The 14,847-nt window shown below is 60.6% G+C and carries 10 protein-coding genes and 1 pseudogene; 6 read left to right on the top strand and 5 right to left on the bottom strand.

Features of this window, described 5'->3' with window-relative positions; genetic code table 11:
* Both F8N12_RS03725 and F8N12_RS03720 read left to right on the top strand, forming a co-directional pair.
* Nucleotides 1–286, top strand: a 286-nt coding sequence (locus tag F8N12_RS03725; protein ID WP_150579222.1) for an MFS transporter, incomplete at its 5' end; no start/stop codon positions are given.
* A complete protein-coding gene (locus tag F8N12_RS03720; protein WP_150579221.1) occupies nt 286–1,086 on the top strand; it encodes a cobalamin-binding protein in 801 nt (266 codons plus the stop codon). The genes F8N12_RS03725 and F8N12_RS03720, both read left to right, overlap by 1 nt.
* Before the next feature lie 151 nt (nt 1,087–1,237).
* Here the strand turns inward: F8N12_RS03720 and F8N12_RS03715 are convergent, their stop codons facing one another.
* From F8N12_RS03715 to F8N12_RS03695, 5 genes and pseudogenes are all read right to left on the bottom strand, one after another.
* On the bottom strand, nt 1,238–3,121 hold the full coding sequence (locus F8N12_RS03715; RefSeq protein ID WP_150579220.1) for a TonB-dependent receptor domain-containing protein: 1,884 nt from the start codon (nt 3,119–3,121) through the stop codon (nt 1,238–1,240).
* 151 nt (nt 3,122–3,272) lie between these two features.
* Entirely contained in the window at nt 3,273–5,168 is a 1,896-nt protein-coding gene (gene dxs / locus F8N12_RS03710; protein WP_150579219.1) for a 1-deoxy-D-xylulose-5-phosphate synthase, read from the bottom strand.
* A gap of 91 nt (nt 5,169–5,259) precedes the next feature.
* Nucleotides 5,260–6,147 carry a polyprenyl synthetase family protein gene (locus F8N12_RS03705; RefSeq protein WP_150579218.1) on the bottom strand — a complete coding sequence of 296 codons (888 nt, stop codon included), beginning with the start codon at nt 6,145–6,147 and terminating at the stop codon, nt 5,260–5,262.
* Nucleotides 6,144–6,386: an exodeoxyribonuclease VII small subunit gene (locus F8N12_RS03700; protein WP_016772991.1), complete on the bottom strand. Its 243-nt coding sequence runs from the start codon at nt 6,384–6,386 to the stop codon at nt 6,144–6,146. Before F8N12_RS03700 ends, F8N12_RS03705 begins: the two co-directional genes overlap by 4 nt.
* A gap of 258 nt (nt 6,387–6,644) precedes the next feature.
* Nucleotides 6,645–6,929 (bottom strand): annotated as a pseudogene (locus tag F8N12_RS03695) (DUF4172 domain-containing protein); the annotation flags it as partial.
* Nucleotides 6,930–7,093: 164 nt separating this feature from the next.
* Here F8N12_RS03695 and F8N12_RS03690 point away from each other — a divergent pair.
* Genes F8N12_RS03690 through F8N12_RS03675 form a run of 4 tightly spaced genes read left to right on the top strand, consistent with a single transcriptional unit; the run spans nt 7,094 to nt 14,846 of the window.
* Nucleotides 7,094–7,885, top strand: coding sequence for a YfaP family protein (locus F8N12_RS03690; RefSeq protein WP_150579217.1), 792 nt, complete (start codon nt 7,094–7,096; stop codon nt 7,883–7,885).
* Between the two features lie 51 nt (nt 7,886–7,936).
* On the top strand, nt 7,937–9,649 hold the full coding sequence (locus F8N12_RS03685; protein WP_150579216.1) for a DUF2138 domain-containing protein: 1,713 nt from the start codon (nt 7,937–7,939) through the stop codon (nt 9,647–9,649).
* The gene (locus tag F8N12_RS03680; RefSeq protein ID WP_150579227.1) at nt 9,634–10,284 is read left to right on the top strand and encodes a DUF1175 domain-containing protein; all 651 of its coding nucleotides are present in this window, start codon (nt 9,634–9,636) and stop codon (nt 10,282–10,284) included. The genes F8N12_RS03685 and F8N12_RS03680 overlap by 16 nt, the downstream gene beginning before the upstream one ends.
* The gene (locus F8N12_RS03675) at nt 10,281–14,846 is read left to right on the top strand and encodes an alpha-2-macroglobulin family protein (RefSeq protein WP_150579215.1); all 4,566 of its coding nucleotides are present in this window, start codon (nt 10,281–10,283) and stop codon (nt 14,844–14,846) included. The genes F8N12_RS03680 and F8N12_RS03675 overlap by 4 nt, the downstream gene beginning before the upstream one ends.
* Nucleotide 14,847 lies beyond the last annotated feature (1 nt).

Raw genomic sequence — 14,847 nt, 5'->3', positions numbered from 1 at the left:
GATGTTCATTGCCGGTATGGCTTCGATGTTTGTCAGCCTGAAGTTTTTTGGTGGCTATAAACACGGCCTGATCGCCACGCAAAAAGCCCTCGACACCCCTGAAGAACCTGCCGCCTGGATCGCCCTGGCTGCCAAACGCCGAGCGGCGTTTATCGCTGCCGGGCTGCCCGCGTGGATCGGCGCCCTCGCGGTATTTGTCGGGCTGGAAGCAGTGCCGCTGATGTTGCTGGCGCTGTCCACCGCCGTGCTGTTCTACCTCTACCGTATCCCGCGTCAACTCGCTTGATGCTCCGCAGTGGGCTGGCGATTCTGCTGCTTGCCTTGGGCGCTTCGGCGCATGCCGTCGAGCGGGTCGTCAGCCTCGCACCGTCTCTCTCCGAAATCGTTGTAGAACTGGGGTCTGCCGATCTGCTGGTGGGTGTGTTGGACGCCGGCGAGCGTCCAGCCGAACTGCAAGGCCTGCCCACTGTAGGCCGTTATGGTCAGTTGGACATGGAACAACTGCTCAGCCTGCGGCCCGATCTGCTGCTGCTGTGGCCCGACAGTGTCGGCCCGGCCCAGCGTGAGCAGCTCAAGCGTTTGAACATTCCTACTTACGTCGCCGAACCGCACAACCTTGATCAACTGACCGAGCATATCGAAGCGATTGCCGTACAACTTGGTCGCGCCGAACGTGGTATTTCCCTGGCTGCGGCTTTGCGTCAGCGCCTCGAGTCATTGCGCGAACGCTACAGACGCGATCAGCCTCTACGGGTGTTTTATCAGGTTTGGGATCGGCCACTGTATACCGTCGGTGGCGGACAGATCATCAGCGATGCGTTGCAGGTTTGCGGTGCGCGCAATGTGTTTGCCGACCTGACGCTGCCCGCGCCGCAGATCAGCGTCGAAGCGGTGCTGCTGCGTGATCCGCAGGTGATCCTGGCCAGCGATCAGGCGCAGCTCGATGCCTGGAAGGCCTGGCCGCAGGTGGCGGCTGTTCGGCACGGGCAATTGCTCATGCTGACCAATAAAGGCCTCGAACGCCCGAGCGGGCAGATGATTGCAGCGACTGTCGAACTCTGCCACCTGATCCAGCCTGATCGCTGACTTTTGGCGAGGGAGCTTGCCACCGCTCGACTGTGCAGCAGTCGCAAACCAGGCGGATGCGATTTGATTTGAAGTCAATCTCTGACAAGTTTGGGGCCGCTTCGCAGCCCAGCGGGGGCAAGCCCCCTCGCTACAGGTGATCGGACAGCTTTCAGGGTTCAGGTGTCCAGGTCACTCCGAACATGAATGCCCGACCTTCCTCGCGGTATCCGTACTGGCCGCCGTCATGGCTGTACAACGCGCGACTGTAACCCTTGTCCAGAACGTTATCGATTTTCAAATCCAGCTTGATCTCGCGATTCAGTGCCCAGCTGCTGCGTAAGCCGAGCAGCGCATAACCGCCCAATGGCTGCAGATTGTTCTCGTCGTCATAGCTGCTGCTGACCGCTTGCCAGCTCGCGCCGAGCCCGAGCCGGTCAAACTGCCGATCCAGGTCCCAACTCAATGTCCGCCGCGCACGGCGAGCCAGCGTATGCCCGCTGTCACGATCACGCGGATCAATGATTGCCACCCCGAGGTTGCTCTGCCAGCCGAACACTTCCTGCTTGAGTGCCGCTTCGAAGCCATTGATACGGGCGGAGGCAACGTTCTGCGGCCGCGAGTTGCTGCCGAAAATGATCGCGTCTTGCAGGTCTGTGCGATACAGCGATGCTTCGAGACGACTGCCTTCAGTTAGCTGGCTGCGCCATTGCAACTCGTAGCTTTTCGAGGTTTCCGGCTTGAGGTCCGGGTTGCTGAAATCCGGGTAATACAAATCGTTGAAAGTCGGTGCACGGAAACCTTCGCTGTAGCTCAACAACACATCGTTGTTGGAATTCAACGGCAGCGTGAGAGTGCCGCTCCAACTGTTCTGGCCGCCAAACTGCTGGTTTTGATCGCGGCGCAGTCCCAACTCAGTGGAGAAGCTGTCCGCCTGATACCGATGCTGAATGAACGCCGCGCGGTTCCAGCGGCTGTCCTCGTCAAAAGCAGTGCTGCTGTTGACCCGGTCTTCATACCAGTCGCCGCCAACGATCAGGCTGTTGCGTGCATCGAGAGTAAGGTCGTTCTGCCAGTTCACGGAATCGCGGTAGGTGTTGAACACGCTGCGCTCGTCGCTGAGTTTGTCGAAAGTCTCTTCGCGATTTTCGCTGTGGCCCAGTTCGACACGGGTTTGCCAATGATCATTGATCCGCGCGTCAACGTAACTGCTGAAACCGCTGACAGTGAAATCGTTGTACGGCTGCTCTTGTACGGATTCGAAGGTGTCCATATCGAAGCGGCCGAACGGGTTGTCGAAGGCGTTTTTGCCGCGGTTATCCAACAGGTTCGCGCCGACTTCGATGTCGTCGGTGAGGGCGTGGCTCAGGCTGAGGCTCAGTGATTTATTGCGGTATTCATCGTGATCGCCGTCGCTCGGATACGACTCATGAGTGCGGTCGATCCCGGCGGTTTCATCGAGGCTGGCACCGAGGTTGAAGCGGGTCTTACCGTCGCCACCAGACAGTCCGACACTGCGTTCCCACCTCTGGTTGCTGCCAAAGCCTGCGTGCAAGCGCGGTTGCAGGCCCTGCTCGCCGCCACGCCGGGTGAAAATCTGGATCACCCCGCCAATCGCATCGCTGCCGTAAATCACCGAACGCGAACCGCGCAGCACTTCCACGCGCTCGACCTGTTCGATGTTGATGTGCTGCAGATTGCTGTCGCCGGAGGTCGAGTTGCCGATGCGTTGACCGTCCACCAGCACCAGGCTTTGCGCGGACTTGGTCCCGCGAATGTAGATCCCCGGCAAACTGCCACGCCCGCCGGTCTGACCGACTTGCACACCCGGCACGCGCTGCAGCAGGTCGGTGACGCTGCCTGGCTGCAAACGGTCGATGTCTTCGCGGGTGAACACGGTGTTGGCGGCACTGCTGTCGTTGCGAGCTTCCACCTGGCGGTTGGCACTGATCAGCACATCGGGCAGCTTCAGCGCTTGATCGCGCTCGAAGGTGTCGGCGAGCAGTGGGCCAGCGGGCAGGAGCGCAAGCGACAGGGCGAGGGGAGAGAGTTTCATCGGCAGTCCATCGGAACTTAAGGGGAGCACAAATCAAATGTGGGAGCGGGCTTGCTCGCGAAAGCGCCGGGCCAGTCAACTATAGGCTGACTGACACTGCGCATTCGCGAGCAAGCCCGCTCCCACAAGGGGGTCTGCGTAGGTCTGAGGTTTAGAGGTCCAGCAACTGCATCCGCTCGCGCACCGACGCCTCGATACCAGCCTCATCCAGCCCACATTCGGCCAGCATTTGTGCGGGCTTGGCGTGCTCGACATAGCTGTCCGGAAGGCCCAGGTGCAGCATCGACTTGAGGATGTTCTCGCGGGCGAGGAACTCGCTGACCGCACCGCCGGCGCCGCCCATGATCGCGTTCTCTTCAATCGTCACCAGCAGCTCATGGCTGCCGGCCATGTCACGAACCAGCGCCTCATCCAGCGGCTTGACGAAACGCATGTCGACCACGGTCGCGTCCAGCGTTTCGGCGACTTTCAGCGCTTCGGCCAACTGCACGCCGAATACCAGCAGGGCAACATTTTTACCCTGACGACGAACAACGCCTTTGCCGATTTCAATCGCTTGCAGCTCTTTCTCGATGGTGGCGTTCGGACCATTGCCGCGTGGATAACGCACCGCGGCCGGGCCATTGTGCAGGTGGCCGGTGGTGAGCATCATGCGCAGTTCGTTCTCATCACTGGGCGTCATGACCAGCATGCCAGGGATGCAGCGCAGGTACGACAGATCGAAACTGCCCGCATGAGTCGGGCCGTCTTCGCCCACCAGACCGGCGCGGTCGATGGCGAACAGCACGTCGAGGTTTTGTACGGCGACGTCATGGATCAACTGGTCGTAACCGCGTTGCAGGAACGTCGAGTAAATGGCGACCACAGGTTTTGCGCCTTCACAGGCCATGCCGGCTGCAAGTGTTACGGCATGTTGCTCAGCAATCGCCACATCGAAATAGCGCTGCGGGAAGCGTTCGCTGAAGGCTACCAGATCGGAGCCTTCTTTCATCGCCGGGGTGATACCGACCAAACGTGAATCCGCTTCGGCCATGTCGCACAACCACTGACCGAATACGCCGGAGTATTTCGGCCCGCTGGCCAGTTTCGGCGCGGCGGGTGCATCGACGGGTTCAAGCTTGGTGATGGCGTGGTAAACGATCGGGTCCACTTCTGCCGGGGCGAAGCCTTTACCTTTCTTGGTCACCACGTGAAGAAATTGCGGGCCTTTGAGATCGCGCATGTTGCGCAAGGTGGCGATCAGGGTCGGCAGATCGTGGCCGTCGATCGGGCCGATGTAGTTCCAGCCCAGCTCTTCGAACAGCGTGCCGGGAACCAGCATGCCTTTGGCGTATTCCTCGGTGCGACGGGCGATTTCCCACGCGCCGGGCAGACGCGACAGTACTTTTTTACTGCCCTCGCGCATGCTCGCGTAAGTGCGGCTGGAAAGAATTTTCGCCAGGTAATTCGACAATCCGCCAACGTTGCGCGAGATCGACATGTCGTTGTCATTGAGGATCACCAGCATGTCGGCATTCACTTCCGGCGCATGGTTGAGCGCCTCGAAAGCCATGCCGGCGGTCAACGCACCATCGCCGATCACTGCGATGGCCTTGCGATCACTGTTCTGCAGGCGGGCGGCGATAGCCATGCCCAGCGCTGCACTGATCGAGGTACTGGAGTGGCCGACGCCAAAGGTGTCGTATTCACTCTCGGAACGGCGCGGGAAGGCAGCGACGCCATCCTTCTGGCGCAGGGTGCCCATGCGCTCGCGGCGACCCGTGAGGATCTTATGCGGATAGGCCTGATGACCCACGTCCCACACCAGCCGGTCGTCCGGGGTGTCGAAAACGTAATGCAGCGCGATGGTCAGCTCGATGACGCCCAGGCCTGCACCGAAATGCCCACCGGTCTGACCGACCGTATAGAGCAATTCCAGGCGCAATTCATCGGCCAGGGTTTCCAGCTCGGCTTCGCCTAACCGGCGTAGCCCGTCCGGCGTATTGGCACGGTCGAGCAGGGGCGTGGTCGGGCGCTTGCGGGGAATCTCATGAAACGTCGTGGGCATCAGGCGAATCGTTATAGGTATAGAAGATGCGGCAGTTTACCTGATGCATCGGCCCCTGCCCACGCGTTGGTCTTTTTTGGCGGATACGCCATCAGCTGCGCCGGTCGACGATATAACGGGCCAGATCACGCAACGGCTCGGCAGCCGCGTCAAACGGTCGCAGCGCGTGCAGCGCCTGATCGCGCAGCTCCAGTGCGTAAGCCTTGGCGTCGGCCAGGCCGAGCAAAGCCGGGTAGGTCGGCTTGTCCCGCGCGATGTCGGCACCCTGGCGTTTGCCCAGGGTTTCGGTATCGCTTTCAACGTCAAGGATGTCGTCCTGCACCTGAAAGGCCAGGCCGATCGCCAGGGCGTAATTTTTCAGGGATTTGAGTTCATCCTTCTCTGCGCGGCCACTGGCCAGAGCGCCGAGCTTGACGCTGACTTCGATGAGCGCGCCAGTCTTGTGCCGGTGCATGTATTCGAGGGCTTTCTGATCGAGTTTCAGACCGACCGAGCCGAGGTCGATCGCTTGCCCGCCGACCATGCCGGCAGGGCCTGCCGCAAGGGCAAGTGCGCTGACCATTTGCAGGCGGATTTCGGCATCAGAAGTGTTCAAGCGTGGGTCGAGCAGCGCGCTGAAGGCGAGGCTTTGCAGGCCGTCGCCGGCAAGAATCGCGCAGGCCTCGTCGAATTTCTTGTGGGTGGTCGGCAGGCCCCGACGCAAATCGTCATCGTCCATGGCCGGCAGATCGTCGTGCACCAGCGAATAAGCGTGGATCAGTTCGACAGCGCAGGCGGCGCCATTGGCTTGTTCGGCTTTGCCACCCAATGCTTCGCAGGCGGCGTAGGCCAGCAGAGGCCGCACGCGTTTGCCACCATTCATCACGCTGTAGCGCATTGCTTCGTAAAGCCGCGCGAGTTCAGGGCCGGGCGCACTGAACAGGCTTTCGAGTGCAGCATTGACGCGGGCCTGGCTGGACGCCGAATACGCTGCGATCATTCCGGCTCATCCGCGTCGAAAGGTTCCTCGGCCAGCTCGCCATCACGCTCCAGCAGTACCTGGACCTTCTGCTCGGCCTGAGCCAGCGCTGCCTGACAATCGCGGGTCAAGCCTATGCCTTGCTCGAAAGCTGTCAGCGAGTCTTCCAGCGACAATTCGCCATTCTCCAGACGCTCTACCAGCGTTTGCAGGTCAGCTAGAGATTGTTCGAAATCCAGTGCAGCTTTTTTGCGGGCCATGGCGGCTATTTCCGGTTGTCGTTAAACCGGCGCGACACTAGCAGACATGGGGGTTATGGGCAAATGAGCGGGATTTTTGGCCTCTATCTCAGGAGTGAATTCGACCCCTGTGGCGAGGGGGCTTGCCCCCGTTGGTCCGCGCAGCGGGCCTAAACCCAGACACCAGGTTTCATCAGACATACCGCCTGCAGCGAATTCCGATTGCAGTACAGCCGAACGGGGGCAAGCCCCCTCGCCACAGATGCGTGCTGCAACAGGTCATCGTGTTGGGTCATGGAGATAGCTGATTTGATAGCGGGTACTGCGCCCGCCACCAGGCAATTTTTGCACACAGCCTTTTTCCAGCAATTCACCCAGATGGCGGGTTGCCGTGGCCTTCGATACTTTTGCCACAGCCTGATACTGCGACGCACTGAGGCCCTGCCCGAAACCGCGTTCCCCGCCATCGAGCAAGCGATTCAGCACTTTGCTCTGCTGCGCCGTTAACGCGGACTCCCGGTGCGCTTGCCAGAAGCGCGCCTCGCCCAGTACCGCTTCAATCCGGGACATGGTCTGTTGCCGATTGTTAAAAACCAGCCAACTGGCTAATCTTCGCCGCATCTACGACCCTGATAGTCACGGGTCTTTCTGACGAAACACAGTTTTTGGATCTGTCACGCGCCGAGGATCGGGCGCAAGGTTTCGTTTGTGCATGGCAGGAGCAACACATGCGTTCATTTCTTCTACTGCTGATCGGCCTGGCCTGCGCGACCGCTGCCTGGGCCGGGCCGACTGCTGAGCTCTCGGAACCGATCGGCGGCTGGCGTTACAATGGCCTGCTTGATCGCAGCGAAAATCCTCAAGTCGCTTATCCCACGCCACCCATCGATCGCGGCATCCAGCGCAATCGCACCATGATCCAGGGTCAGCTCAAAGCCTTCGGCACCCAACGCGGGCCGCATACACTGGCCGTCAACGGCAGTCCACTGAATCTCTATACCGACGACCAGGGCCGTTTCGCTCGACCCTATGCTTTTGGCGCCGGTTCCAACAGCGTCGAAGTGCGCAACACGCAAGGCCAGTCCCTCAAGCGCGTTCAATTCTACGAAGCCAACAATCTGCGCACGCCGGCGCGAATTCGCGTGGTGCTCGGTTGGGACGATCCGAAAGCCGAACTCGACCTGCACATCATCACCCCCGACGGCCAGCACGCTTTCTGGGCACGCCCGGCAATGAGCAACGGCGGCGGCCTCGACCCGGACGGCGTCGACGGTCCCGGTCCGGAAATGTTCACCATGACTGCGCCAATGCGCGGCACTTATCTGGTTTACGTGAACTATTGGGGCAACTTCGGCAGCGGCGGCTATAACTTCGAGGAGACCAGCAACCAGAACGAGGTGATCACCTCGCAGATTAATCTGGTGCTGAACGAAAACACCGTCGACGAAAAACGCGAGACCTTCATCGTGCCCCTGCGCGCGATCGGTGACTTGCTGCCGGTCAAGACTTTCAACTATTAAGCATCCCGCTCCACGGATGAACTGTAGAGCTTTGGGAAGATGAGCGAGAACATGAGTGATAACCCTGTTTCACCGGCCGCCGCCGTACCTGCGGCCAACCCTTCACGGCGCTGGCCGGCGTTGCTGATCGTTGGGTGCCTGGTGGCGGGCGTCGCAGCCGGGATGGGCTGGTTCATGCACAAACCGCGAGCCCCGCTGGCTGAATTGGCCAGTGACAAACTGGGCATGAGCCGCCCGGACGGTCTGCTCGAAACCCATTCACTGAGCCAGTTGCCCAAGGATCTGCTGGCGGTGCCGTTGCTCAAGGAAACCCTCACCGAAGATTTCGTTTTCTATTACCAAACCCATGCCGATCGTCTCGGCTTGATTGGCAGTCTGCGGCGGATCATTTACGAGCATGACCTGAAGTTGCAGGACAGCCTGATCGAGCAGCTTTTCAATCAACCGGCGGACGTCGCGCTGTGGCGCGGCGCGGATGGTCGGCTCAAGGATTTCCTGCTGGTGATGGATCGCGGAGGGCTGGCCAAGGTGTTGGAGCCGCTGGCGAAAGTGGCGCTGGATGACACACAACTGAGCAAAATCGGCGAGCTGAAAGTCGGCTCAGATGACGTAGCGCTTTATCAACTGAGCTACAGCGCCAGCAAGGCGCTGCTGTTCGCCTCCCACGGCGACAAACTGGTGGTGCTGTCCAATCCAGGCAAACTCTATGATTCAGACAGCATTTCGTCCAAGGAGCCGGGCAGCGTTTCGATTAAGGCGTTCGCCGCATTGCTCAACGGCGACAAGTTGTTCCCCGAAGCCTTCGGCCTGCAACCCCGTTTGCCGGAAGTGAAGCAACGCCTTTCAGTCAATTCCGGTGTGTTGGCGATGGGTTATCAGCGCTTCATTCCGAACTTCGCCGGCCTGCGCTTCGACATGGACGACAAGGGCTGGCACAGTTTTCTCGCCATGGATGAGCTGGAAAACCAGGCGGATTTCGATTTCAAACCGGTCTGGCAAGCCATGCCCATGGGCGCGAGTGCTTGCGTGACCTTGCCGCTGGCCGCTGAACAGCAAAAACCGCTGCTGATAAAGCTGGGTGCCGAAGAAGCCGTCGCTCAGGCGCTGACCGAACACATGGCCGGCGCGGCGGGCCTGTGCTGGTACGCCGATTCGCGGTTGTACACGCCGCTGCTGGTGGCCAGTCTGAACGATGATGACAGCGCCAAACTCGATGGCGACCTGGGCAATCTGTTCGGCTCGATGGTTGGCGCCTACGAAAAGAATGTCGAAGCGCACGCTTTTCCAGTGATCGAGAAGCAGGAAGGTCAGAGCCATCAATGGCAGCGTCAGGTCAGTTCCAATTTCGGTCCTTACAAAGCCCAGGAGGCCGAGAATCCGGACGCAATCACCGGCAAGGCGTTCATGAAAGTCAGCCTCGCGCGCCATGGCTCGACGCTGCTGTTCTCCCTCGACGACAAACTGGTCGACAAGGCCCTCGGCACGCTCGACAAACGCTTCCCGCCGATGGCCGACGTGGTGCCCAAAGACCTGCTGATGCCGGTCTATTTCGGCCCGGACTCGATGGCGCAACTGATGCAACAGGAAATCCTCGACAGCCTGCCGCAGGACATGGAACCGGTGTTCTACAACGCTGCGCAAACCTACCTGATCCCGAAACTGCGCACGCTCGGCGGTTACGGCAAATATGCGCTGACCTTGCCTGAAGGCAGCGAGCCCGACGGCCACTGGCAATGGCTGCCGCTGGAATGGAAAGCACTGTGAGTGCATTCATCCGCAGCCTCGGTTTGCTGACGATTTTGCTCAGCAGTCGCGCGTTTGCTGTGGAGGCGGCGCCTCTTGATCCGCAGCAATCCCAGGTTTTTCGCGCCTGGTTCGTGCGCATCGCTCAAGAACAACTGACTCAAGGCCCGAGCCCGCGCTGGTATCAGCAGGACTGCGCCGGGCTGGTGCGCTTCGCCGCCAACGAAGCGCTGAAAGTCCATGACGACAAGTGGCTGCGCAGCAATGGCCTGTCCAACCGTTATCTGCCGCCCGAGCTGCAATTGACTGACGCGCAACGCGGTCTTGCCCAGCAGTGGCAGCAAGGCGGCGGCAAGGTCGGGCCCTACGTCAACGCAATCAAACTGATTCAGTTCAACAGCCATCTGGTCGGCCGCGATGTCGCCCAGGCGCGGCCCGGCGACCTGATGTTTTTCGATCAGGGCGACGACCAGCACCTGATGATCTGGATGGGCCGCTTCATCGCCTATCACACCGGCACAACCACTCCCACAGACAACGGCATGCGCTCCGCGAGCCTGCAGCAACTCATGACATGGAAGGACACCCGATGGATACCCGACGCAGCCAACCCAAACTTCATCGGCGTCTATCGACTGAACTTCCTCTCCCAATGATCGGTGCCCGCATGCTGCATTTCCTGCCTTTATTGTTAGTCGCCTTGCTGCCTTTTTCGGCGGCCAATGCTGACGACTCCGTTGCGCCAAGCGGCTACACGCCGGTCGCCGGTGAGAGTTTCTTCCTGCTGGCCGACAGCAGTTTCGCCAGCGACGAACAGGCGAGGGTGCGCCTTGAAGCGCCCGGTCGCGACTATCGCCGGTTCCGCATGGAGCCTTATGGCGGCGCCGACATTCGCGTGTACCGTATCGACAAGCCGCTGGATTTTCTCAAGCGCCAGAAGAACCTGCACCGCGTGGTCAGCGACGGTCAGTTCAAGGGTGAAGGGTTGTCGAACACGCTCGCGTACCTGTGGGACAACTGGTACCGCAAATCCCGTCGCGTCATGCAGCGGGCGTTTTCCTACGAATCGCGCAAGCAGGTCACCGAGGAAGTGCCCGAGCTGAAAATGGGCGCCGCGATGGCCGCGCCGACGCCTTACGACGCGCAACCGCAATTTGCCTTGATTCCAGGGTTGCCGGTCGTCAGTCAGTTTCGTTATCCGCTATGGCAGGCCAAGCCGATTCAGCCGCCACCGGGCGTCAACCTCGACGGATCTTCCAGCGAATTCGTCAGCGTCGCGCCGGGCAATGTGTACATCCCGTTGGGCAATCTGAAACCAGGCCTGTACCTGGTCGAAGCGTTGATCGGCAAATACCGCGCGACCACCATGGTGTTTGTCTCCAACACCGTGGCAGTGAGCAAGATTGCCGGCGATGAACTGCTGGTATGGGCTGCGCGCAAGCATGAAGGCAGTTCGGTGCCGAAGGTCAATGTGCTGTGGACTGATGGCCTCGGCGTGATGAGCAGCGGCGTTACCGATGCCGAGGGTTTGTTGCGTCTGGAACACGTCAGCCCCGAGCGTTCATTCGTCATCGGCGAGGATGAGGAGGGCGGTGTGTTCGTGTCGGAAAACTTCTACTACGACAGCGAAATCTACGACACCAAACTCTATGCCTTCACCGACCGGCCGCTGTATCGACCGGGTGATTGGGTGTCGCTGAAAATCCTCGGTCGCGAGTTCAAGAATGCCCGGGATTCGGTCCTGCCGAGCGCCGCTGACGTCAATGTCACGGTGCTCGACGCTACCGGCACCGCGCTGCAGTCGCTGGCGCTGAAACTCGATTCAAAGGCCGGCACGCAAGGGCGTTTCCAGTTGCCGGACAACGCGGTCGCGGGAGGTTACGAGTTGCGTTTCAGCTACAAGGACCAGGCCTACAGCAGCGCCTTTCGCGTGGCCGAATACATCAAGCCGCACTTCGAAATTTCCTTGAACCTGGCCAAGCAGGATTACCGCACCGGCGAAGCGGTCAAAGGCAGTCTGGTGCTGCTGTACCCGGACGGCAAACCGGTGGCCGATGCCAAACTGACGTTGAGCCTGCGAGCCCAGCAACTGTCGATGGTCGACAACGAGTTGCAATACCTCGGGCAATTTCCGGTGGAGCTGACCAGCACCGAGCTGACCACTGACGGCAAGGGCAACGCCACCCTCGATCTGCCTGCTGCGGATAAACCGAGCCGCTACATGCTCACGGTTTTTGCCAGCGATGGCGCGGCATATCGGGTCAAGACCACCAAGGAAATCCTGATTGATCGCGGCGCGGCGAGTTTCAGCGTGCGCGCACCGCAGCGCTTCAGCGCAGTGGGCGACAAGGTTGCTTTCAGCTATGTGAACGAAGGTGGCAGCGAGCCGGGCAAAGCGGTCACGCCGAGCCTCTACAGTTGGGTGCGTCTGGAAGATCAGTCGACCGGCGAAGGCAAACTCGCCGCCAGTGACAAAAGCTTCAATGTGGCCTTCGAGCGCCCGGGCACTTACAACCTGACGCTGAAGGACGAGCACGGGCGGGTGCTGGGCGCCACCGGGCATTCGGTCACCGGCGACGGCGTCAAAGCCGTGCCGGGCACCGTGGAAATCGTTTTCGACAGACCAGAGTACAAAACGGGTGATGAGGCGCTGGCGCTGATCACCTTTGCGGAACCGGTGAGCGATGCGTTGCTGTCACTGGAGCGCGACAAGGTCGAGGCCACGGCGCTGCTGTCCAAAGGCGCCGACTGGCTGAAGACGGAAAAACTCAGCGAGACCCAGTACCGCGCGCGCATCCCGGTGAAAGGCGACTTTGCGCCGAACCTGACCTTTTCCGTGCTCTACACCAAGGGCGGTCAGTACAGCTTCCAGAACGCCGGAATCAAAGTGATCGCGCCGCAAATCGACGTCGCCATTGCCACCGATAAAGAGGCTTATCAGCCAGGTGACACAGTGACGGTTGACCTCACCACTCAGTTCGCCGGCAAGCCGGTGCCGGCGCACCTGACGGTCAGTGTGGTCGACGAAATGGTCTACGCGCTGCAACCGGAAGTGGCGCCGACCATCGACCAGTTCTTCTATCACCCGCGCCGCAACAACGTGCGCACCAGCGCCAGCCTGTCGTTCATCAGCTACGACGTTGCCTTGCCCGGCAGCCCCGGCGCTCCGGGCAAAGCCAATCGCAGTGAGCGTGGCGTGAAAGTGCTGGAGCGGCCGCGTCGCGAAGACGTCGACACGGCGGCGTGGCAGCCGGAATTGCTCACGGACGCCAACGGCAAAACCCGCTTCACCTTCAAGATGCCGGACTCGCTGACCCGCTGGCGCATCACCGCCCGCGCCATTGCCGATGACGGCCAGGTCGGGCAGAAGAAACAGTTCGTGCGCTCGGAAAAACCGCTGTACCTGAAGTGGAGCGGCCCGAGCAAATTCCGCAGCGGCGACAAACCGGACCTCGGCGTGTTCGCTTTCAGCCAGTCGGAAAAAACTGTCAAGGCTGAGCTGGTGATGCATTACGCCGGCACCGAGCAACGAGTGCCGGTGACGTTGAACAGCGGCATCAACTACATCGCACTGCCCGCGTTTGAACTGAGTAATGGCGAGTGGTCCGCTGAGCTGGTGCAGGACGGCAAAATCGCTGATGCCCTGGCTGTGCGCCTGACCTCGACCGGCGAAGGCTGGCAGGTTACGCAAAACCAAAGCCTGGACGTGGCCAGCGGTGACACACCGCTGACGCTGCCGACGGACGCAACGGATATTCGCCTGCGCCTGGATGACAGTCCGCAAGCACTGTTCCGCTCGGCACTCGATGATTTGCTGAGCTATCCGTATGGCGGCGTCGAACAAACCGCCAGCCGTTTGCTGCCGTTGAGCATTGCGTATCCGACCTTGTCGTCGAACCCGCAGATCCGCGATCGCTTGCGCCTGATCATGCAAAACAGCCGTCTGCGGCTGGTGCAAATGGCCGGGCCGTCTGCGAGCTTTACCTGGTGGGGCATGGACGGCGAGCCGAACGCGTTCCTCACCGCGTACGCTTATTACGCCGACTGGCACGCGAGCAAAGCGCTGCAACTGAGCCTGCCGCCCGAGCATTGGCAACGGGTGCTGGAGGTGTATGCGAAACAGGCCAACAACACGCCGTTGTTGCAGCGCGCATTGATTCTGTCGTTCGCCAAGCAGATGCAGTTGCCGGTGAATACCTTGCTCAGCGGTTTGATGGAAGACCTGGAGAAGGGGGGCGCGGGTCATGCCGCAAACCTGATGGAGGATGGTGCGGAAAGTCTGGTGATGAGCGATCCGGATTCGGCGCTCGGGCTGGCCGCTGCACGCGTGCTGACCGCCTCTCTGGCCAGGCAGGCGCAGGTCACTTTTACAGACGTGTTCAATCGGCAGGCGGCAGATGCGCAACAGCGCCTGGCGGTCAGTTCGCACCCGTTCGCCGAAGCCTTGAACCTGTCGTTGCAGCCATTCGATCAGGCGCGCGCTAAAGCTTTGTTGCAGCGTGTGTTGCCACAGCAATCGACGCTGGAGCGGGCATTGGCGCTGACCTGGTTGCAACGCAGCATTGAACAGGCCTCGCCGACTATCGCATTGGCGCCGGGTGAGGGCTGGAAGAAACAACACGGGGCCAGCGGCGAGATGTATTGGACGTGGCAAGGGCCTGCGCCCGTGCCGAGTGTGTTGTCCCTGGCCGGCACCCAGGAGCGTCCGCTGCGGGCCGCGTTGAGTTACCAGACCCAACAGGCTCCGGTGGATCCGATGCCGGTGACGATCACCCGTCGTCTATCGCGTCTGGTGCCAGGTGACGAAGCGTTTACTTTCAAACTGGAAGCGGTCGGCAGCGAACCGTTGTCCAGCGACAGTCTGTATCTGGATGAAGTGATCATCACCAGCAACGCCGCCAGTCCGCTGCGCTACGGCATGCTCGAAGTGCCGCTGCCACCGGGTGCGGACGTCGAGCGCACCACGTGGGGCATCAAGCTCATGGGCAAGGCTGGCACCGAACCGACAGCGCTTGAAAAAGCACGTTTTGAACCTGGACAAATGGCCTATGCGGTCCCGGTGGATGCCTTGAGTGGTGAATTGCGCGTGCGGCATCTCGTGCGTTTTTCGCAGAAGGGCCAGTTCAATCTGCCGCCGGTGCGTTTCACTCAGGTCTATGCGCCACAGCATCAGGCCCGGGAGCAAAACCTGGCGCTGGGTCAGGTGACGGTGCACTGAC

This window comes from Pseudomonas fluorescens, from assembly GCF_902497625.1.
Taxonomy (GTDB): domain Bacteria; phylum Pseudomonadota; class Gammaproteobacteria; order Pseudomonadales; family Pseudomonadaceae; genus Aquipseudomonas; species Aquipseudomonas fluorescens_BQ.
This window is presented reverse-complemented; position numbering and strand designations above follow the sequence as displayed.